This is a genomic window from uncultured Fibrella sp., from assembly GCF_964250085.1.
Lineage (GTDB): Bacteria > Bacteroidota > Bacteroidia > Cytophagales > Spirosomataceae > Fibrella.
Genome location: NZ_CAXUEC010000001.1, coordinates 401,058 through 421,836 on the forward strand (window position 1 = coordinate 401,058; position 20,779 = coordinate 421,836).

At 51.8% G+C, this 20,779-nt stretch carries 18 protein-coding genes; 2 read left to right on the forward strand and 16 right to left on the reverse strand.

All coding sequences use genetic code 11. From position 1 onward, the window contains the following. Positions 1-73: 73 nt before the first annotated feature. The 16 genes from murC to ACFE8Q_RS01685 all read right to left on the reverse strand — a co-directional run bounded on the left by murC (position 74) and on the right by ACFE8Q_RS01685 (position 19,261). Positions 74-1,423 carry a UDP-N-acetylmuramate--L-alanine ligase gene (gene murC, locus ACFE8Q_RS01610; protein ID WP_375444350.1) on the reverse strand — a complete coding sequence of 450 codons (1,350 nt, stop codon included), beginning with the start codon at positions 1,421-1,423 and terminating at the stop codon, positions 74-76. A gap of 123 nt (positions 1,424-1,546) precedes the next feature. Continuing rightward, a complete protein-coding gene (gene murG / locus ACFE8Q_RS01615) occupies positions 1,547-2,653 on the reverse strand; it encodes an undecaprenyldiphospho-muramoylpentapeptide beta-N-acetylglucosaminyltransferase (RefSeq protein WP_375443601.1) in 1,107 nt (368 codons plus the stop codon). A gap of 122 nt (positions 2,654-2,775) precedes the next feature. Beyond that, positions 2,776-3,906 carry an FtsW/RodA/SpoVE family cell cycle protein gene (locus tag ACFE8Q_RS01620; RefSeq protein ID WP_375443602.1) on the reverse strand — a complete coding sequence of 377 codons (1,131 nt, stop codon included), beginning with the start codon at positions 3,904-3,906 and terminating at the stop codon, positions 2,776-2,778. Between the two features lie 60 nt (positions 3,907-3,966). Then, on the reverse strand, positions 3,967-5,322 hold the full coding sequence (gene murD, locus ACFE8Q_RS01625; RefSeq protein WP_375443603.1) for a UDP-N-acetylmuramoyl-L-alanine--D-glutamate ligase: 1,356 nt from the start codon (positions 5,320-5,322) through the stop codon (positions 3,967-3,969). 167 nt (positions 5,323-5,489) lie between these two features. Then, positions 5,490-5,822, reverse strand: coding sequence for a large-conductance mechanosensitive channel protein MscL (mscL, locus tag ACFE8Q_RS01630; RefSeq protein ID WP_375443604.1), 333 nt, complete (start codon positions 5,820-5,822; stop codon positions 5,490-5,492). A gap of 18 nt (positions 5,823-5,840) precedes the next feature. Beyond that, positions 5,841-6,803: a DUF3078 domain-containing protein gene (locus tag ACFE8Q_RS01635; protein WP_375443605.1), complete on the reverse strand. Its 963-nt coding sequence runs from the start codon at positions 6,801-6,803 to the stop codon at positions 5,841-5,843. Positions 6,804-6,842: 39 nt separating this feature from the next. After that, a complete protein-coding gene (locus ACFE8Q_RS01640; protein WP_375443606.1) occupies positions 6,843-7,676 on the reverse strand; it encodes a hypothetical protein in 834 nt (277 codons plus the stop codon). 246 nt (positions 7,677-7,922) lie between these two features. Further along, positions 7,923-8,513, reverse strand: coding sequence for an RNA polymerase sigma factor (locus tag ACFE8Q_RS01645; protein ID WP_375443607.1), 591 nt, complete (start codon positions 8,511-8,513; stop codon positions 7,923-7,925). 105 nt (positions 8,514-8,618) lie between these two features. Beyond that, entirely contained in the window at positions 8,619-9,452 is an 834-nt protein-coding gene (tsf, locus tag ACFE8Q_RS01650; protein ID WP_375443608.1) for a translation elongation factor Ts, read from the reverse strand. Between the two features lie 159 nt (positions 9,453-9,611). After that, positions 9,612-10,490, reverse strand: a complete 879-nt coding sequence (gene rpsB, locus ACFE8Q_RS01655; RefSeq protein ID WP_375443609.1) for a 30S ribosomal protein S2 — start codon at positions 10,488-10,490, stop codon at positions 9,612-9,614. A gap of 176 nt (positions 10,491-10,666) precedes the next feature. Continuing rightward, complete coding sequence (gene rpsI / locus ACFE8Q_RS01660) at positions 10,667-11,053, reverse strand: 30S ribosomal protein S9 (protein WP_375443610.1); 387 nt, start codon at positions 11,051-11,053, stop codon at positions 10,667-10,669. A gap of 3 nt (positions 11,054-11,056) precedes the next feature. Then, complete coding sequence (rplM, locus tag ACFE8Q_RS01665; RefSeq protein WP_375443611.1) at positions 11,057-11,500, reverse strand: 50S ribosomal protein L13; 444 nt, start codon at positions 11,498-11,500, stop codon at positions 11,057-11,059. A 199-nt stretch (positions 11,501-11,699) separates the two neighbouring features. After that, a complete protein-coding gene (locus ACFE8Q_RS01670; RefSeq protein ID WP_375443612.1) occupies positions 11,700-12,347 on the reverse strand; it encodes a Uma2 family endonuclease in 648 nt (215 codons plus the stop codon). A 213-nt stretch (positions 12,348-12,560) separates the two neighbouring features. After that, positions 12,561-14,018, reverse strand: a complete 1,458-nt coding sequence (locus ACFE8Q_RS01675) for a DUF1501 domain-containing protein (protein ID WP_375443613.1) — start codon at positions 14,016-14,018, stop codon at positions 12,561-12,563. Positions 14,019-14,125: 107 nt separating this feature from the next. After that, entirely contained in the window at positions 14,126-17,626 is a 3,501-nt protein-coding gene (locus ACFE8Q_RS01680; protein WP_375443614.1) for a DUF1553 domain-containing protein, read from the reverse strand. A gap of 144 nt (positions 17,627-17,770) precedes the next feature. Then, positions 17,771-19,261, reverse strand: a complete 1,491-nt coding sequence (locus ACFE8Q_RS01685) for a PLP-dependent aminotransferase family protein (protein ID WP_375443615.1) — start codon at positions 19,259-19,261, stop codon at positions 17,771-17,773. A 72-nt stretch (positions 19,262-19,333) separates the two neighbouring features. On the opposite strand from ACFE8Q_RS01685, the gene ACFE8Q_RS01690 reads away from it, so the two are divergent. Then, positions 19,334-19,990 (forward strand): pyridoxamine 5'-phosphate oxidase family protein, encoded by a 657-nt coding sequence (locus tag ACFE8Q_RS01690; protein ID WP_375443616.1) that lies wholly within the window; start codon positions 19,334-19,336, stop codon positions 19,988-19,990. Positions 19,991-20,047: 57 nt separating this feature from the next. Continuing rightward, a complete protein-coding gene (locus ACFE8Q_RS01695; protein WP_375443617.1) occupies positions 20,048-20,677 on the forward strand; it encodes an FMN-binding negative transcriptional regulator in 630 nt (209 codons plus the stop codon). Positions 20,678-20,779: the final 102 nt, after the last annotated feature.

Sequence of the window (20,779 nt, forward strand, 5' to 3'; positions counted from 1 at the left end):
ACCAAATCCATATTTTTCGGTTACTAAAAGTAGAAAACATCTGTAGATAAGCTAATTCAGCCGATTAATTATTTTATCTATTGGTGTTAAATAAAATCTTAAGGGCCGAAATCTGCTGATCAATATCACCTGCACCTACCGTTACGAGTAGTGTAGGTTTTATTTCCCGCAGAACGTCAGGTAACGCTTCTTTGGTACTAATCCGTTTCGATTGTGAGGTAACGCGTTGTAGAATCAGGTCAGATGTTACTCCGTCAATGGGTAATTCACGAGCCGGATAAATATCGAGTAATATCAGATGATCGGCCAATGAAAGACTTTCGGCAAATCCTTCGGCAAAATCACGGGTACGACTGAATAAATGAGGTTGAAAAATTACCGTTAATTCACGATCCGGGTAGAGTGCTTTTACGGAAGATAGAAACGCCTGAACTTCAGCCGGATGGTGGGCGTAATCGTCGATAAATACGATCTCGTCTGTATCCAGCACATACTCGAACCGTCGGCGTACACCCCGGTAGGTGGTCAATCCTTCGCGTACTGCTCCGGGCGAAACGCCTGCTTCAAGCGCCACTGCGCCAGCCGCCACCGCATTTTCTACATTGTGAAAACCCGGAATCAGCATCCGAATATCGGTAATGGTACCGCCTGGATAAACAAGATCAAAAACAAAACGGGCTCTCTCGATCCGAAGATTGGCGGCATGATACGCGGCTGGTTGGTGCGCGTCTCCGTTGAGCGCGTAGGTACGTACCTGAGCCGACGTTTTATCGGCTAATGCCAGGCCCTGCCGTTGAAAAAGAATGCCCGTTGGTTTAATCTGACTCACGTAAGCCGCAAATGAGTCGAGCACTGAATTATGATCACCATAGATATCGAGGTGATCGGCATCGGTCGACGTTACAATGGCATACTGCGGAAAAAGTGTTAGAAAAGAGCGATCGAATTCGTCGGCTTCTACTACACAAATGACCGTCGACAGGTCATCGGCTGGTTCGTTGAGCAGAAAATTAGTGCCGTAGTTCTGGGTAATACCGCCCAGAAAAGCCGCACAATTTACGCCGGCCTGCCGCAACAGATGCGCCACCATCGACGACGTGGTTGTTTTGCCGTGGGTACCGGCTACGCCGATGGTCGTCATCCGACTGGCCAGAAAACCAAGCACCTGCGACCGTTTTTGCAACGTAAATCCGTTCTCGGTCAAGTAGATGTATTCGGCATGCGTTTTCGGAACAGCGGGCGTATAAACGACTAGCGTCTGCGCAGGATCGGCTAGAAAAGAAGCGGGAATTTGAGCGACATCTTCCTGAAAGTGAATAGACATGCCCTCTGCCGAGAGGGTGTCTGTCAGTGGGGTTGACGTGCGGTCGTAACCGGCAACGTTATAGCCATTGACAAGAAACCAGCGGGCCAGCGCGCTCATGCCGATACCGCCGATGCCCAGGAAGTAAATATTACGGATAGTGGATAAGGATGAAGGTATCAATGGATAGGTCTGGTGTAGTTCTACAAAAGTAACTGCGTGATTTACAAATCCGCAAGGGGTTCATACTACTTTATTTCTTGAGGTAAGATGAATCACCTCCTGCGCAATATCAACGGCTGCCGTTGGGAATGCTAATTCGTGAATCCGTTCACTTAAAGTTTGACGTTGCTTAGAATTAGATAACAATGCGAGTGCTTCGCTTAGTAAGGTTTGCCGGGCGTCGCGGTCATTGACCAGCAAGGCCGCCTCTCGATTCACGAGCGCCATGGCATTGTGTGTCTGGTGGTCTTCAGCGGCTGTCGGCAACGGAACCAGAATAGCCGGACGGCCCACAATACACAGTTCAGACACCGATAACGCGCCCGCTCTCGACACTACGGCATCGGCTACGGCGTAGGCTTTGTCCATGTCGTAAATAAACTCGTGTGGCTGTACCAGCGTGGCGCCCGCCTGCGCTACGGCTTGGCGGGCCCGGTCGATAAACCCTGTACCCGTTTGCCAGATTACCTGTATACCCGCCTGCTTCAGTTGCGGCAAACCAGCCTCCAGACTCTCGTTCAGCGTTCTGGCTCCCTGGCTTCCGCCAATGACGAGCAGCGTGGGTACGTTGGCCGACAGACCAAATCGTGACCTGCCAGCATCGATTTGTTGATCAGCCAGTTGTATATCACTGCGTACGGGGTTGCCTGTCAACCTGATTTTGGAGGCTGGGAAGAAGGCATCCATGCCCGGATACGCCACGCAGATACGCTTTGCCCAGCGGGCCAGTACTTTGTTGGTGAGCCCGGCAAATGAATTCTGCTCCTGGATGAGGATAGGTACGTTGGCGAGGGCGGAGGCCAGTAACGTTGGCCCACTGGCATACCCGCCCACGCCCACGGCTACGTCGGGCTTGAAGTCGCGCACGATCTGCCTGGCCCGGAGCAGACTGCGGCCCAGTTTGAGCGGAAAAGCCAGATTTGCCAGGGTTAATTCACGTTTGATACCAACTACCGGCAAGCCTTCGATCCGGTAACCGGCTCGGGGCACCTTCTCCATCTCCATTTTGCCTTCGGCACCCACAAACAGGATCTCTGTGGCTGGATCAAGGCGTTTCAATTCGTTGGCAATGGCAATGGCCGGATAAATGTGCCCGCCCGTTCCGCCGCCGCTGATGATTACGTTCATTTTTGAGTCTTGAAAGTCGGTCTAATACTAAGTCGTGCGTCTTGAAAGGTGTTTTTTAACGGTAAGCATTCCTCTGACGACTTTCCAGACTAGGGACTGCGGTGCTAAAACGACTTTCAAGCCTATCTTAAAAGTTTACTTTCATCGGCTTCGTCCCGGCTCACACCGATCACTATGCCGATGGCGGCACCGGTAAATAGTAGGGAAGTACCTCCCATGCTCAACAAGGGCAGGGGAAGGCCCGTAACAGGCACCAAGCCAACTGCTACCAGCATATTCGTCATGGCCTGAATCACGATACTAAAAGTCAGTCCCGCCGATAACAATCCGCCAAAAGGGCGGCTACTACTTCGAATCGCCCGCATGCCGCGCATAAGCAACCATAAGTAGGCGACCAGCACCGCAATACCACCCAAAAGCCCGTATTCTTCCACGATAATGGCATAGATGAAATCGGAGTAGGAGTGCGGGAGGAAATTCCGCTGGTGGCTGTTGCCTGGCCCCTGCCCTGTGAGGCCACCGTGCGCCAACGCAATGTAGGATTGTGCAACCTGATCTTCGATGTTGTTTGGGTCCATGAAGCGGTTGATACGCCCTACAAAAGTCTGGTAGCGTTGGCCAACCACCAGCGCAAAACCGCCCGCCACCAGGCAAAATAGCACCATGCCTGCCAGGTAGTTGCGTGGCACCCGCCCGATATACATAAGCAAAAAACAGGTGGCCCCCAGCAACAACGCCGTCGACGCATTTGAAATCACGATCAAGGCACAGATAGCCCCAATCCAGCCAATCATGTTTACCAGCACCTGAGGCTCGTAGGCTACCCGCTGGCGTTTGGCCAGCATAGCTGCCAGATTGGAAATCAGGGCCAGTTTAGCCAGATCGGACGGCTGGAAAGTTTGATTGATGATCGGAATGGTGATCCATCTGGACGCGTCATTGAGGTTGGCCCCTTTGAAGTAAGCCCATAGGAGCAACGGCACCGAAAGCCAAAGCCCAAACTTGGAAAGCCGGGCGTAATGAATGTAGTTGATGCGGTGGGCCACAAACATGCACACAAGCCCCAGCACGACCAACGCGCCATGTTTAAAGAGATACGCCTCGGTGTTGCCCTCCATTTTCTGATAAGCAATGGTACCAGTAGCACTGTATACTACCAGTACACTCAGAATAGACAGGAACAGTACGATCCACCAGATTTGGCGGTCGCCTTTCAGGTTGTCACGAGTCCACTCGCGGATAGAGTAGGTCATAATTGTCATCCAGGGTACCAGCCCTGGTGTGTGAATATTTCGGGTTAAATTAGGTGATCATCATACGCCAGAACTGCCGCCCAGGATGATTGATTCTACTACCGCTTTAAACTGATTGCCTCTGTCTTCATAATTTTTAAACAGATCGAAACTGGCGCAGGCCGGGGAAAGTAACGCAACATCACCGGGCTGACCCAGCTCGATCGCGATCTGCACGGCCTCCGCAACGTCCTGCGTTTCCCGAACTGTGGCTATTTTATTGCCGAAATAATCGATCAATTTCCTGTTGTCTTTACCAAGGCAAATCAGGGCTTTCACATGCTGGGCAATAACGCCATCCAACTGGCTATAATCGTTTCCTTTATCCTGGCCGCCCGCAATCCAGATGGTTGGTGAATTCATGCTCGACAGTGCATAAAATACCGAATCGACATTGGTTGCTTTCGAATCATTGATGAACCGAATCTTGTTAATTACGCCAGCGGGTTCCATCCGATGGGCTGCATTCTGGAACGTACCCAGCCCGTTGATGATAGCCTGGTCAGGTACGTTCATCGACTGGGCAGCCAATATGGCTGCGAGCATATTCAGGGCATTATGTGGCCCTTTCAGTGGCAAAGCGGCCGAATGGATCGACAAGCTACGGTCGCGAAAACGGGTAGAAAGTAGTCCATCATGCAAGTAGCCACCGGGCGATACAGCGGTTACCAATGAGATCGGAAGCGCATATACGTCGGGCTTGCGACGGGCTAATTCCTGCCTTGTCGGTTCGTTTTCCTGGAAGTAGATAAACGTATCGTCAAGATGCATATTTTGTAAAATTCGGAACTTACTGTCTACGTAGTTCTGAAAATTGTAACTATAGCGATCCAGGTGATCGGGCGTGATATTCAGCAATACGGCTGTATTGAGTCTGGTTTCATACATACTGTCGAGCTGAAAACTACTAAGCTCCAAGACAAAGTAGTCGAAGGTATCGTTGATGACCTGTTTGGCAAAGCTGTCGCCAATGTTACCGGCTAACCCTACATTGTATCCCGCTGTTTTCAGCAAATGGTAGGTTAGCAAGGTAGTAGTGGTTTTACCGTTGCTGCCTGTAATACCGATGAGTTTGGCCTGCGTATAGCGGGCGGCAAACTCGATTTCCGAAATCACAGGTATACCTAACGCTTTCAGCTTTAGTACCAACGGCACGGTATCCGGTATGCCTGGACTTTTGACTACCTCTGTTGCGTTCAGAATCAGGCTTTCAGTGTGTTGGCCTTCTTCAAAAGGTATCCCTGCTGTTTGGAGTGTTTCCAGGTACGTTGCCTTTAGCGGGCTCCGATCCGACAGGAAAACGTCATATCCTTTGGCCTGCCCCAGCAAAGCAGCCCCAACTCCCGATTCACCACCACCCAGAATTACTAATCGCATTGGCTATGTGAGAAGCTCACCAGACTTATACAGGCCGGTGGGCATTTCGTTTTTTAATATGTTATACTACAAAATAACAGAACGCCCAGCGGTAGCCGTACTACTGTGTAGAAAAATAAAAACCCCGGCCTATTGAGCCAGGGCTTTATCAAGTGGTTTTGAACGTACTATTCCTTGGGAGCCAGTGCGTTGTCGACACGCATCCGATTCGCCGCCTTTACGATCAGGAAGATTACCCAGGCTACCATCAGAAACTGAATAACGGCATTCAGGAAGTTTCCGTAGCGGATTGCCACTTCGGGCACTGTACCGGCCGCTTCTTTCAACACAATCTTTAACTCGGCAAAGTCAACGCCACCCAGCACTAAGCCCAGTATTGGATTAAGAATGTCTTCGACCAGCGAGGTAGTTATTTTACCAAAGGCAGCTCCAATAATGACACCAACCGCCAGGTCAAGTACGTTTCCCTGCGCAATGAAGGTTTTGAATTCTTTTAACATAGTTGTTTGATTTAGAGGTTATTTCTTCCTGAATGTACTGGCATTATAGACTAACCCAATGCCAAGTGTCTGCTGAAGCTGGAATCCGTCGAAAAAATCCTTGTCGTAAAGGCCAATAAAACCAAATGTGGTGCTCAGGTAACGGTTTAGTTTCGCCGCTAACAGTACGTCTACCCGATGATCGATGGCATCTAATGTCTGATAGTTGGCATACATCTGGTAGCGGGCATTTAGGCTCACGTTTTCGCTTAACTTCTTGTTCCAGACCGCCTGAATCTGTAGTGCTGCCCACTCGGCCCGCACTGTCTTGCCAGCGTCTACGCCGTATGTTTTGGCCGTTGGGTCGGGAATAATCACTTTGTCGGCACCTTCCCGGAAGCGGACAGCGTCGTCGAACAGGAATGTAAATCGAGGAGCAAACGGACTGATACGCAGCGAAAACTCGTCGTTTGGTTTGTAGGCCAATCCCCAGGCAAGTGCAAACTGGGCTGGGGCGAAGAAACCAGAGATTCGTAATTCTGACGTGCCTGCCGGCAGGTTATCGTAGCGGAAACCGGGGGCGAAATAAGTGTTGAACGTACCTGAAGCGAACAGATCCCATTTAGGTTTGATCTTGTGCCCCAGCACCGAAATAATGATTAGCTGATCGGAAGCTTTGCGGGTAACACTTCGTTGCGTGATGTAGCCTAGCTGAAAGTCAGCCGTATTGTCCCACGAGGTTTTGCCTTTTTCATAGAGGGCACGGGCCGCTACAACACCACTGATGGCAACCGAGTTGACGCCGCCGCCCACCCAATTGCTAAAATTGGCCTGGTTAAAGTTCACGCCACCAGTTATGGATTTTTGCCAATAGGTGGTATCTCGCTTTATTGATACCGTATCTTTAAAATTCGTGGTCACTTGTTGAATTACTGGGTCTTGTGCAGCGGCTGAAAAGGCATAGCCTACGGCTAAGGCTGTGCAGAGTACTGTATTCTTCATTGTGGTAATCTGTTACGATGGGAAACGGGTACTTAAAAGTTACTTGTCTAAGAATTCTACAGTCTTTGTTTGTAGCATTTGCATCGGAATAGTTGTCGTCGACTCGCCGGTTTGCAAGGTCAGGGAAGTACTGTCTACTGATATAATTTGGCCGGTAATGCCTTCCAGCCGGATCGTCTGGCCCTCCTTAAACTTGTTCTTTGAATAAAAAGAAGAGAGGATGTTGGACATGACATCGCGCGAGGCCAGGCCGTACCCAACAGCGAAAGCAAGGAAAACGGCGCCAATCAACAAATTGAAACTTGACTCAAGCAGTTCGGTATTGATACCCGCCTGACCGAGTGCTGAAATGATGGTGATTATGAGAAAAAAGAAGAAAACGACCATTCCCAATAGTCTTCCCGACGAAATGCCAAAGGAGGCGCACAAGCTTACCACGCCCTGCTTCAGTACATCGGCTACCAGCACGCCAACCTGAAGCATAATGGCGGCGGCGATCAACTTAGGAATGAAATTAACCAGCGAGGTCACCATACCCGTAATAGCTGCGATACCGAGCGTTTCGGTGGCTGCTGTAACAAAGACCAGCAAGACAAAATAGTAGAGAACCTTCGCCACGATTTCGCTTAGCTTGATCTCGGTTTGAAGTTGCCGAATCAGGTCAATTTCATTCAGCTTATCACCGAATCGGTCAAAACCAGCTCCTTTAAGAACGCGCTGCACAACGGCAGCCAGGATTTTCGCTACGACCACACCGATCCCCAACACAACACCCGCCCCAATGAACTTAGGGACAAAATTGATGAATTGTGTTATCAGCGATTGAAAGGTGTTTATAAGTATTTGGGTGATGTTCGGTAGCTCAGGATTCATTACTGGTAGGGAGTGAAGAGTAGGAAATAAGGTTATACGTTAGGTGACTTTTTATCGGTGATCGGACCCAACATAGCTGAAATAGAACCGAATAGGTCCCCTGAATAGAGTTCAACTACTTTTAATGCGTTTCGAATCAGGTCTATTTCTGAGACAAGCTGGTCTTTTAGATGGGGGGGGCAATTTTCCTCCGACTCAATAAGTTTGAATGGATTTTCCATGTTAGTTTTTTACAACAGAAGGCTGTTACTTCCAGAGTGATAATGCTTTAAGGCCAACCAGCACCCAAAAGATGAGTGCTTCTAAATAGCGCCGTCGAAGCTTTTCTTTCGCACGCATCAGGCGCATCTTTACAGCGCTCTCGGTTAATTTCTGACTATCAGCGATCTCGCGAATGCTGATATCATCCTGGTACTTCATCATTAGCAATCCCCGCTCATCGGTTGTCAGATAATCTAGTGCCTGATTGAGCCTTTGGGCTTCCATCTCCGCTATATCTGCGTCTTCATCATCGGAGTAATTAGCCAATGTTTCATAAGGATCGTCGGAGTATACTTCCTTTTGCCTCGGACTGCGAAGCTGATCCATGCAGTAATTGTAGGTAACGGAATAGAGCCAAGTAGAGAACTTAGCCTGCTCCCGGAAGCTACTTAACTTAGTGACTACTCTAATAAAAATGTCGTGCGTAAAGTCTTCAGCACGCTCTCTATTTTTCGTGAATGATAAGCACTTACGGAAAACTTTATCGCAATACCGGCTGTATAAAGCTTCAAAGTAACTATTGCGCTGAGTTGAGATGTACAACTGTACCAACTCTTCGTCTGTTAGGTGTTTCATGCTAAGTTATTGTGAGACAAGTAGCGTGCCGGAAAGTAACAGAAAACACTAAAAAAGCCCGACCATTTGGCCGGGCTTTTTATAAAAACGGTTGTAAATCAGCTATTAACCAATAGACACGCGCTTAAATGACGATACAGTTAAGCCTTTACTGGTCTTATCGAGTAATTGAGCAATTGTCAATGAGTTATCTTTCACAAACTCCTGGTTCAGTAGGGTGTTGTCTTTATAAAACTTATTCAGTTTACCCAGCGCAATTTTTTCGAGCATTGCCTCTGGCTTACCCTCCTGACGGGCCTGATCTTTACCAATCTCGATTTCGCGTTCAACTACGCTGGCGTCGATACCATCTTTATCGAGAGCAAGCGGTTTCATGGCGGCAATCTGCATCGCCACGTCTTTGCCCACTTCAGCTATGTCGGTTCCGTTTGTGTTGCTCAACCCTACCAGAACGCCCAATTTGCCGTTCGAGTGAATGTATGACACCACTTTATCGGCGCTAACGGTCTCAAACGAAACCACGTCGATTTTCTCGCCAATTTTGCCCATCAGGTCCGTGATGTGATCCTGAAGTGACCGGCCATCTGCCTGTACTTCAGCCAGGAGTGCTTCTTTTGTGGTTACATGATCAGCAACGGCGTTGCTCAGAATGCTCATCGCCAGGTTCTGGAAATCAGGCACTTTTGAAACAGGCTCTGTTTCGCAGGCTACCGCTACCACTTTACCCGATTTGCCGTCCGCGCTTACGTGAGCCAGTACTACGCCTTCAGCGGTGGCGTTGTCGGCCCGTTTGTCGGCGATTTTCTGCCCCTGCTTGCGCAGAATTGCTTTGGCTTCTTCAAAATTGCCATCGGCTTCAACGAGGGCTTTTTTGCAATCCATCATACCGGCACCTGTTTCCTGCCGGAGTTTATTTACGTCTGCTGCGGTAATTGCCATTTTTTGGAAAATGTTGAAATGTCTTCCGTCTTCTATTGCGGTGCTGCGTAGCACCGCAATAGAAGACGGAAGACGTTTTGAACTAGTTTTAAGAAAATAGCCCATAGCCGTGTGGGGCTACGGGCTATCCGGTCAATCGTCTGTGTCTGTTAATTAGTATTAATCGGTGTTGCCTTCCGGCGTTGCGTCGATTGGCGCAGCTTCAACTTCAGGAGCTTCTTCTACGGCCACGGCTACAGGAGCCACCTCAGCTACGGGAGCATCAGCTCCTTCAGCCGCAGCAGCGCGGGTTTCTTCCTGACGCTTGGCGTCTTCTTCTTCCTGTGCAGCCTGACTGTCTTTATCCTGCTTGCGCTCCATCAGACCCTCTTCAATGGCCTTTCCAATCGCCAGCGTAATGAGCGAGATCGATTTGTAGGCATCGTCGTTTGCTGGAATGGCAAAATCAACGAGATTCGGGTTTGAGTTCGTGTCGCACATGGCGAACACGGGGATGCCCAAACGGATCGCTTCCAGAACAGCAATGTTTTCCCGCTTCACGTCAACTACGAACAAAGCCGCAGGCAGACGGGTCAGGTCAACGATACCACCCAATACACGCTCCAGTTTTTCTTTTTCGCGCGTCAGTGTCAGCCGTTCCCGCTTGGCGACGTTCTTAACGAGGACTTCGTCTTTGAGCATCTTCTCCAGCGTTTGCAGCTTTTTCAGCGACTTGCGGATCGTGGCGAAGTTGGTCATCATGCCACCGAGCCAGCGGTCAGTCACGTACGGCATTTTCAACCGACGCGCTTCTTCCGAAACGATTTCCTGAGCCTGCTTCTTGGTTGCCACGAACATCACCTTGCGGCCCGAGCGAACAATGCCTTTCATGGCATTGCACGCTTCGTCGAGCGAAGCAAGCGTTTTATTCAGGTCAATAATGTGGATGCCGTTCTTCTCCATGAAGATATACGGAGCCATCCGGGGGTCCCACTTGCGCGTAAGGTGGCCAAAGTGCACACCGGCGTCAAGGAGATCTTTATATTCGACTTGTGCCATTTTCTTTAAGGAACAAATACTACTAAAAAGTGAGAAATACGCAGCACTGCGCGTCGGCATCTTCTAAGCGCAGCCTGGACTAAAAGGAGTTTACAGTTTGGTGTTTGCCGTTTTCTGTGGCTTCGCGTGGTAGCAGCGCAACAGAAAAATGTAAACAGAAGACAGTAAACGGTGTATTAACGTTTCGAGAACTGGAACCGGCGACGGGCTTTCTTACGACCTGGCTTCTTCCGTTCTACCATACGTGAATCCCGTGTCAGGAAACCTTCTTTCTTGAGGGCTGGCCGGTTTTCAGCGTTGGCTTCAACCAGTGCACGGCTGATGGCCATACGCGTAGCTTCGGCCTGACCCGTTACGCCACCGCCCCGTACGTTCACTTTCACGTCATACGTCGTGTCGGCTTTTACGGTAGCGAAAGGCTGGCGAGTGATAATTTGCAATACTTCGGTCGGGAAGTATGCGTTCAGTTCTTTTCCGTTAACCGTGATGGTTCCGTTACCTGGCTGCATATAAATGCGGGCAACAGCGGTTTTCCGGCGACCGATGGTGTTGATACGATCCATTGGTTAGAATTTAATTTCTTTCGGTTGCTGCGCCGCGTGGGGGTGGCTGTCACCCGTGTACACGTACAGATTGGTGAATAAACGACGGCCCAGACGGTTTTTGGGCAGCATACCGCGGATGGCATGCTCGAGCACACGCTCAGGGTGTTTCTCTAGCCATAGACGCGGCGAAGCAAAACGCTGACCACCGGGATAACCCGTGTGACGCACGTATACTTTGTCGGCCATTTTACGACCTGTGAAACGGATTTTCTCGGCGTTGATGATGATGACATTGTCACCGGTATCAACGTGGGGAGTGAAGTTGGGCTTGTGTTTGCCACGAATGCGCGACGCCACCTGAGAGGCGAAACGACCAACAATGGCATCCTTGGCGTCAACGAGGATCCACTCCTTGTTTGCGGTCCCTTTGTTGGCCGAAACAGTTTTGTAGCTTAACGTATCCACTGGATTGTGAGCGGTATTTATTGATTAACAGACGATTGCACAGAACAAAAAGATTCCCGCCCTAAAACGGGAGTGCAAATGTACGGTGTATTTAGCTGAATAGCAAGGGTTAAGCCGTCTGTTACTCAGCAAATAAGCCGATTCGTCAGCAGAGCAATAAATTGACGGAATAGTGGCTCAACAGGCAGTAGGCCGATGTTTACGCAAAAACCGTTTTTCGGTAGATATCCGACATGGGTAATGCCAACGTACCCAGCCGAACGGTCGATTCCAGCGTCCGGTAATCGTGATTGAGCCATTCGTCAGGTACGTTGGTGCGGGAATAAACGGAAGCGAAGGGCTGTAGCTGATCAATAAATACAATGTGTTGGAGGGAAGGAATCAGCTTATAATAATTCATTTTTTCGCCCTGATCAAACATGCGCGTGCTTTTCGAGAGGACTGCCACCACAATCACTGGGTTCTCAATGCGCATCGTTGATGGCTTACCGCCGGGTGTGGTGCCATATGTGACAGGCACTTTTACAACAGAAATATCTGCATTGAAATCAGCCTGCTCATTGGGTAAGGTGATCATCACATTACTGCCTAATACCCGGTAATCAGGCAGATTGATGTAATGATTATTCAATAGCCAGATAATGACCGCAACAAGGGTCTCGTGATCGGCCGACGCCTGACTCATAATGATCTCGTCGTTTAAGAATTGAACGGTATAGGGTACGTTATCAATTACGTCGAGATATTCTTCCCAGGTAGCTGGCAAACGCAGCAACTCATCGTCTTCCAGCGAGTCCGGTACTTTCAGGGCAGTGGCTTGCATCGGCATGTCAGTTTGGTTAGACAATATATTGAGCTGTTTAGGATTTTCAAATCGGTTCGTCGACGCGGTTAATGTATGAATAGCTTTATGTTGTGTATTAGCCTATTGCTTACGCGAGGCGGGCGGCCACGATGGGCCGCCCCTACATCTGGAACCGTCATGTGTAGGGGCGGCCCATCGTGGCCGCCCGCTTTCGGACCGATAGGGCCGCAAAAACAAGAGCCGAATAGTAAGATCCTACGCCAATAACGGCTTAATCACTTTGCCATGCACATCGGTCAACCGGTAGCGGCGGCCCTGGTGTTTGAACGTTAGCTTTTCGTGGTCTACGCCCATCAGGTGCATGATCGTGGCCTGGAAATCGTGGACGTGAACGGGATCTTTCACAACGTTATAGCCGAAATCGTCCGTTTCGCCGTAGACTAATCCCTTCTTCACGCCAGCGCCGGCCATCCAGATGGTATAGGCGCGCGGGTGATGGTCGCGGCCGTAATTGTCGCGGGTGAGTTTGCCCTGCGAGTAAGGACCACGGCCAAATTCGCCGCCCCAGATCACGAGCGTATCATCCAGCAACCCGCGCTGACGCAGGTCATTGACGAGCGCCGCCGAGGCCTGATCCACGCTCTTGGTTTGAATCTGAATATCGTTCGGTAAGTTGCCGTGCTGATCCCATCCCTGGTGGTAGAGTTGCACAAACTTCACGTCTTTCTCGATCAGTTTTCGGGCCAGCAGACAGTTGGCAGCGAACGTACCTGGCTTGCGACTTTCGGGGCCGTACATGTCGAAAATGTAGTCGGGCTCCTTGGCGATGTTGAGCGTTTCGGGCACCGATGCCTGCATGCGGTAGGCCATTTCGTACTGCTGCATCCGGTTGTTTATCTCGGGGTCGAGCACGTACTTGCTTTGTTCGGCATGTAGTTTGGTCAGGTAGTCGAGCATGCGGCGGCGGCTGGTACGGTCGATGCCGGGCGGGTTGTTGAGGTAAAACACCGGGTCGGGACCAGACCGGAACACGACGCCCTGATGCACCGAAGGTAGAAATCCATTGCTCCACAGCTTAGCATACAGCGGCTGGTCGCCACCCCGGCCTTTAGAGAGCAGCACCACAAACGAAGGCATATTCTGGTTATCAGAGCCTAGCCCGTAACTTACCCAAGACCCAAAACTAGGCCGTCCACCCTGCTGACTACCGGTCTGAATAAACGTAATGGCCGGGTCGTGATTAATGGCGTCGGTATTGAGCGTTCGGATAAATGTTGCGTCACCAGCGATCTTCGCAATGTTTGGCAATAATTCGCTGACCCACATTTGGCCCGGCCCGTGCTGCGCAAATTTAAAGGTCGAGGCCGCCAGCGGAAATTTACTCTGGCCTGCGCTCATGCCCGTGAGTCGTTGCCCATTCCGCACCGATGCGGGTAAATCCTGCCCCCACATGGCCTCCAGCCTGGGTTTATAATCGAACAGGTCAAGTTGCGACGGCGCTCCACTTTGAAAGAGGTAGATGACCCGTTTCACTTTTGGCGGGAAATGTGGTTTTCCCAGCGCCGGTACGTCTCCCGGTTTAGACCCATTACCTGCAAAAAGCTGGCCGGGGTTCAGCAGGGAAGCCAACGCCAACGTACCCAGGCCCGCGCCGGTTTGCCCCAGAAAATTCCGGCGGCTAAGGGTATCGTGTATTTCGTCCTGGATGTCCATATCTAAAATGTCATTATGCCTGCGGCGTCATTTATTGTCATTACGCTACGCTGTCATTAGGTGGTAATTGGTCGTCCAAACAGCAAATGACAGCACAGCGTCCCATTTTATCGTTTCACAATTGCTTCGTCGAAATTCATAATGGTGCTGGCTACGACTGTCCAGGCGGCTAGTTCGGCAGTATCGAACTTCGGGTTTACCGGATACTCGCCGACGGTGAGTAACTCCTGCGCCCGTTTCGGGTTTTTCCTGAAATCGGCTAGTTCTTCCGTATACAGTTGCTGCATCAACGCTACCTCCTGGGTACGTGCCGGACGGCTTATGACGCGGCGGAAAAAAGCATCGACGATTGTTTTATTCCGGTCTGTACTGGTTGGCAAGTCAATGATTCGTTGCGCCATGACGCGGGCTGCTTCGATGAACTGCGGGTCGTTTAGTGTCACGAGCGCCTGAAGCGGTGTAGCCGTTTTCTGGCGTTTGACGGTGCAGATATGGCGTTCGGCGGCGTCGAAGTTGAGCATCATGGGTGGCGGCGATGATCGTTTCCAGATCGTATATAAGCTGCGCCGGTACAGGGTGTCGCCGTGATTTTGATTGTAAACGACCGCGTTGCGCGTGGCCAGTGCTTCCCAGATGCCCGCTGGCTGGTACGGCAAAACGCTTGGTCCGCCCACTTTCCGAGTCAACAATCCGCTGGCTACCAAGGCATTGTCGCGGACCTGTTCGGCCGAGAGACGATAGCTTGGCCCACGGCTCAGGTACGTGTTATCGAGATCGGCTTCCCGCGCTGCCGGGCTAACCGACGATGATTGCCGATACGTGGCCGAGGTGACAATAAACCGGTGCATGGCTTTCACATCCCACGGCTGAACGCCGTCATCAGTAGCTCCGTCGCGGAAGCGAACAGCCAGGTAGTCGAGTAGTTCGGGATGGGAGGGGAGTGCGCCCTGATTACCGAAGTCGTCGGGATTTTTGGCCAGACCCTGTCCGAAATACTGCTGCCAGATGCGGTTGACCATTACCCGGCTAAACAGTGGGTTGCTATTGCTGGTCAGCCAGTTGGCCAGGCCGAGGCGGTTGCGTGGCTGATCGCCGTCGAGGGCGGGCAGGAAGTGGGGTGTTTCGGGCGTTACTTCATCGCCGGGCGCATCATAGGCACCTCGTTTCAGCAGGTACGTTCGGCGGGGCTGGCCCATTTCCCGCATCACCATCACCTGTTTGGCGTCGGTGAGGGTCATGAATTGCCGACCCCGATAGACCATTGCACTGTCGAAGGCAGCGCGGTAACCTTTTTCCTGGGTACGTATGTAATAGGTATATAGGCCTGTCCGCTGCTGAGGTGTTCGGGTATCGGCGGGTAGGCGCAGGGCCGCCGCAATAGCATCGGGTTTACCAGCGAGACGGGGCAGTTCGAGGGGAGTAAGGCACCGATTGTAGATGCGTAGTTCATCCACGGCGAAATCCTTGTAAAAATTATCGTGCATGCGGCCCACATAAAATGGATGCTGCGCCCAGTGCGACTTTTTCATGCCCCAGACAATGCTGTGAATCAGGTGGTCGTTGATCACCCGCGTAGCCATCGGCTGCCCATTCAGATACAGCGAAAGCCCTTTCGCTTTGCCAAACCCATCGTAGGCAAAAGCTACCTGAAACCATTGGCCGGCGGGGACTTTTTCAACCGATTCAATATCGATGGCGTTGGCGGGCCAGACGTGGCTCATCATCACTTTCAATCGCCCGTCGGGAAGGAGATTCAGTTGATAACCGCGCTGCCCATCCATTGGCCCGGTGGTACGGCCAACCAGGGTCATTTCTGTACCGAGTTTATTGAGTTTAAACCAGCTACTGACCGTAAACGGTTGATTCTGATCAAATGCGGCCAGTTCAGATGGCAGACTAATAAAACTGTCGCCGGGCAGGAAACGGGCTTTTCCAAATCGGCCCGCTACCTGTTTGGGTAAATTGTCAACATCGCCACCCAGGTACGCGTGCAGCGTGTCATTGGCGGTGTTGAGAAAAATGTTGCGCGGATTTTCTTCAACCGACTGACGGGTTTTCGGCTTGGGCGGTTCCTTTTTTTCAGTAAGCTTTCCGGCAACAGCGGGTTTGCCCTTCAGTTGCTTCGCCTCGTCCAGTTTGCGTTGTTCATCTTTCCGCTTCCGTTCGTCCGCCTTTTTCAGCTCGTAAGCTTTTACATCGGCCTTGTCGGCTTCATCGAACGTATAATGGGCTATCAGGCCAGTTTCGTTGGGCGTACCGGGGCGTCGTTCAGCCTGTGTCAGCCATTTGCCGAACCCTTGTTGGTAAACCGTTCGATTAGGGTTGAGCTGCTGCTGAAGTGGAGTCAGTTTCTGATGAATAAATGCCAGTTGTGCCTGTTGTTCAGCCGTGGTGAGGGTGATGGTCGGGGCCGCTTCGCCGTTATAGGGAATCTGGCCGCGCTCGTTGTTTGAGTTGAAAAAGGCAAACAACGAGAAGTAGTCTTTCTGAGAAATAGGATCGTATTTGTGATCGTGGCAACGGGCGCACTCGGTGGTCAGACCCAGAAATGCCTTGCCAAATGTAGCTACCCGGTCGGCTACATATTCAACGCGGTATTCTTCATCAACAATGCCCCCTTCCTGCGATTGCTGGTGGTTTCGGTTGAACGCTGTTGCCAGTAACTGATCGCGGCGGTCGTCGGTGTTGGCGGGTTTGGGTAATAAATCGCCCGCCAGTTGCCAGGTGACAAACTGGTTGAATGGCTGGTTCTTGTTGAACGACCGGATTACCCAGTCGCGGTAGGGCCACATGGTACGGAGGCCGTCGTCCTGGTAGCCATGTGTATCAGCATAGCGCGCCACGTCGAGCCATTCCACCGCCTGTCGTTCGCCATACCCTGGGCTGGCTAGTAGCCGATCAACCACCTTTTCATACGCATTCGCCGACTTATCGGCCAGAAACGCATTGACTTCGGCAATGGTTGGCGGCAAACCCGTCAAGTCGAGGGTGACGCGGCGAAGCAACGTCGTTTTATCGGCCTCGGGGGCATGCTTTAATTTCTGGTTAGTCAGTTTGGCCAGTACAAACCGATCAATGTCATTGCGTGCCCACGAATCGTTTTTGAGTTCAGGTACGTCCGGCATGGTTGGGGCTACCAGTGACCAGTGTTCTTTATAGGCTGCGCCCTGTTCAACCCACCGGATCAGCATCGCTTTTTCTTCCGCGCTCAACGTCAGGTTCGACTTTGGCGTGGGCATCATCTCGTCGGGGTCGGTGCTGATGATGCGGTGGAACAGCTCACTACTGGCCAGATCGCCGGGGACGACGGCTTTTTTGCCGCTCTTGGCCAGTGCCTCGTAAGCGCCTTCGGGTGTGTCGAGCCGTAGACCGGCCTGCTGTTTATTCTTATCCGGCCCGTGGCAGGCGAAGCAGCGATCAGATAGAATAGGCTTTATGTGAAGGTTATAATCGACCTTTTCAGGTACGTTCACCTCAGCCGCTAGAATGTCGGCTGGCTTGGTCACGCTGCTGAATTGGCTGCACGACGACCAGATCACGCCGCCAAACAAGCTTACTGCCAGCGTGAATACGCCATAACGAATCTGTTTCGATGCCCGATGTGTCATACTGATTGAGTAAGTCGGCGTTGTAGAAACTCAAATTTACGTTAGAATAATGCAAATTTATTCGTCCGCCTGGTATTCTGTAAAACAAGAAGTAGCCTACTTTTTCCCGGTTTCCCGGATTAAACTCTATCTTGACTGTTGCGTCTATATCAGGCTTTTTAGCATAGATACGGCCTGGGCTAGTTCCTTTTCGGTAGACGAGGCAAATCCCAGGCGTGTGCTATTCAGTAGCTGACCAGGCAAGTTATGAACTACGCCCGGCGACAGGTACAGGCCAGCTTTCCCGGCGCGTTCGGCAACGGTTGGCAGGTCAATGTCCTTATCAAACGTAGCCCAGATCGCTAAACCGCCGTCGGGTTTGCTGAACTGAATTTGGTGGGGAAGTTCGTGCGCTAACAGACCACACAGATAATCGCGGCGCGCTTCGTAGGTACGTATCGCTTTGCGGAAATGCCGTTTCATGTCGCCGCTCTGAAACAGTTGACCAATCGCAAATTCAAGCGCCGGGTCGCCTTGCCGGTCGATGATGCGCCGGAGTCGGGCCATCTCGTCGATCAGCGCAGTTGGGCCAACAACGTACCCAACCCGAAAAGCCGGCGCAACCGATTTCGTCAGCGAGCCAATGTAGATAACCATACCCTGCGAATCGGCGCTGGCTAGCGGTAAAATGGGCCGCCCCAGGTAGTGGAAATCGTAGTCATAATCGTCTTCCAGAATGGCAAAGCCATGTTGTTGAGCCAGTTGCAGGAGCCGTATACGCCTGTCGGCGCGCATGGTTACGGTGGTTGGGTAATGGTGGTGAGGCGTGACATAGATCATCCGAACGGCTTGATGAGCACAGAGGTCAGCCAGCGCGTCAACGTTCAGGCCGTGCGCATCCACCGGTACAGTTACTAAACGGGCACCGGCTTGCTGCGCATTCATGGTGGCACCCGCCCAGGTCGTTTCGCCCGTAACAACTACATCGCCGGGCTGGAGCAGCACCTGACAGGCCAGATGAATGCCCATGATGCTCCCGCGAGTGATGAGCACATTGTCGACCGTGATCTGTAGCCCACGGGTTTCGTTGAGGTGCGCCGATACCTGTTCGCGCAGGAGCGGGTGGCCTTTGGTGTCGCTATACCCGAAATGGGCCTGCGGGTTTCCCCATTTACCATAAGACCGATACGCCCGGCTCAACTCATCGAGCGGGGCAAGCCGGGCATCAGGCAGTCCGTCATCAAATCGCAGTCCCGACGGACTACCCGCTGCGGCGCGCTTTAAATACGTTCGTTGCTCAAAAGAATAGCCAGGTTGCTGTACCGGCGAATGAGTGGGTGACTGGCTCTGTCTTGCCTGGGTACGTTGTGTGTTTGTAAAGGGTTGTGGGGTTAGGTTGGGCATGTGTCCGGCCACGAACGTTCCGCTACCTGCCCGGCTCTCAAGTATGCCCTGCGCCAGTAGATCGTCGTAAGCGGCTACTATCGTTTGGCGATTCAAATCTAACTGGCTGGCTAGCAGCCGCGTTCCGGGAAGCCGCTGACCAGCCGACAACGTACCTGCGCGGATGAGTTGCCCAAGCCCTTCGCTGAGTTGCACGTATAGCGGCGTAGCCATTGTTTTATCGAGATGAAGTAACGTCGCGTAAGGCAGCATAAACAAACCGGACTAGTTGTTTTTTGAAAAGTGGTATAAATAGATAGTCCGGTAAGGTACGATGTTTGGGCTATGAAAACACAACGGACAACCCCCAGCCGACTCGCCAAACGGGCTCATTACGACGCCGAAACGATTCACCCGATTCTGGATGACGCGCTCTTCTGTACCGTCAGTTATGTGCTAAACGGGCGGCCAATGGCCATTCCAACGGCTTTTGCCCGAAACGGAGACCGGCTCTACATTCACGGATCAGTAGGCAGCCACTTTATCCGAAGCATCGAAAACAACCCCGCCACTGGCCCGGAAGGGGCGGGGCGGGCGGTACCCGTCTGCATTACGGTCATGCTGGCCGACGGACTGGTACTGGCGAAATCGGCGTTTCACCACTCGGTCAATTATCGGTCGGTGGTCGTTTTTGCCACAGCGGAAAAAGTCGTTGATGAGGCTGAGAAGATGCATGCGCTGGCCCTCATCACTGATCATCTTGTTCCCAACCGCTGGGCTGATCTGCGCCCAACAACAGCCAGCGAACTGCAAAAGACAACCGTATTGGCGTTTTCACTGACCGAAGCCTCTGCCAAACTCCGCACCGGCGGCCCCGGCGATGACCCCGAAGATGTTGACTTACCTACCTGGGCCGGTGTAATTCCGCTGCAAACCGTTCGCCTTACGCCCCTTCCTGCTGATCACAACACGGTGGAGTTGCCGGGTTATTTGACTTTGTAATTAAGTTGCTTCGGCGTAGCCCCGCAAAACCGACACGAACATTAGCTTATTACCCTCATGTACGTACCCAAACAGTTTCAGGAAAATGACCGTGATGGGCTTTTCCAGTTCATTCGCGAGCACTCGTTTGCACTACTTGTGTTGCCGAACGAAGCCGCCGTACCTATCGCCACGCACCTGCCGATCGAACTTCAGGTTGATCCTGACGGCACTGCGCGGTTGATCGGACATATCTCGAGGGCCAATCCGCAAGCAACACTGTTTGGTGGGAAAGCGACTGCCTTGGCCGTTTTTTCGGGGCCGCACGCCTATATCTCCTCGTCGTGGTATGACCATGTGAACGTACCCACCTGGAATTACCTGTCGGTGCACGTGTACGGACATACCCGCGTACTGACAGATCAGGAAACGTTCGACCTGCTCCGAAAACAGGTTGATAAATACGAAAACGCCTCGGCTTGCCCAGTATCTATCGAGAGCATGACTGAGGCGTATGTTCGTCAGCAAATGAAAGGGCTGGTGGCGTTTGAATTAGAAATCGAAACGATGCAGGGAGCCGCCAAACTAAGCCAGAACCGGGATGATACCAACCACGCCGCCATCGTCGATCAACTTCACCAGCGCAATGACACTGATTCGCAGCGCATAGCTGATGAGATGATTAAGCGGCGAGTAGGGAAGGGGTAGGTTGTTAGTGGCGGCTTCGTACCTGCGTGTTGCTTCGCGCTGTAAAATATTGCTTACGCGTGGCCCTTCGACAGGCTCAGGGTGACAATCCCACCCACGTTG

Bases quoted from the DNA above. Each gene is read 5' to 3' on its own strand.
- murC (WP_375444350.1), bottom strand. From the start codon at position 1,423: ATGAGCGCGCTGGCCCGCTGGTTTCTTGTCAATGGCTATAACGTTGCC.
- murG (WP_375443601.1), bottom strand. From the start codon at position 2,653: ATGAACGTAATCATCAGCGGCGGCGGAACGGGCGGGCACATTTATCCG.
- ACFE8Q_RS01620 (WP_375443602.1), bottom strand. From the start codon at position 3,906: ATGACCTACTCTATCCGCGAGTGGACTCGTGACAACCTGAAAGGCGAC.
- murD (WP_375443603.1), bottom strand. From the start codon at position 5,322: ATGCGATTAGTAATTCTGGGTGGTGGTGAATCGGGAGTTGGGGCTGCT.
- mscL (WP_375443604.1), bottom strand. From the start codon at position 5,822: ATGTTAAAAGAATTCAAAACCTTCATTGCGCAGGGAAACGTACTTGAC.
- ACFE8Q_RS01635 (WP_375443605.1), bottom strand. From the start codon at position 6,803: ATGAAGAATACAGTACTCTGCACAGCCTTAGCCGTAGGCTATGCCTTT.
- ACFE8Q_RS01640 (WP_375443606.1), bottom strand. From the start codon at position 7,676: ATGAATCCTGAGCTACCGAACATCACCCAAATACTTATAAACACCTTT.
- ACFE8Q_RS01645 (WP_375443607.1), bottom strand. From the start codon at position 8,513: ATGAAACACCTAACAGACGAAGAGTTGGTACAGTTGTACATCTCAACT.
- tsf (WP_375443608.1), bottom strand. From the start codon at position 9,452: ATGGCAATTACCGCAGCAGACGTAAATAAACTCCGGCAGGAAACAGGT.
- rpsB (WP_375443609.1), bottom strand. From the start codon at position 10,490: ATGGCACAAGTCGAATATAAAGATCTCCTTGACGCCGGTGTGCACTTT.
- rpsI (WP_375443610.1), bottom strand. From the start codon at position 11,053: ATGGATCGTATCAACACCATCGGTCGCCGGAAAACCGCTGTTGCCCGC.
- ACFE8Q_RS01675 (WP_375443613.1), bottom strand. From the start codon at position 14,018: ATGGACATCCAGGACGAAATACACGATACCCTTAGCCGCCGGAATTTT.
- ACFE8Q_RS01680 (WP_375443614.1), bottom strand. From the start codon at position 17,626: ATGACACATCGGGCATCGAAACAGATTCGTTATGGCGTATTCACGCTG.
- ACFE8Q_RS01685 (WP_375443615.1), bottom strand. From the start codon at position 19,261: ATGCTGCCTTACGCGACGTTACTTCATCTCGATAAAACAATGGCTACG.
- ACFE8Q_RS01690 (WP_375443616.1), top strand. From the start codon at position 19,334: ATGAAAACACAACGGACAACCCCCAGCCGACTCGCCAAACGGGCTCAT.
- ACFE8Q_RS01695 (WP_375443617.1), top strand. From the start codon at position 20,048: ATGTACGTACCCAAACAGTTTCAGGAAAATGACCGTGATGGGCTTTTC.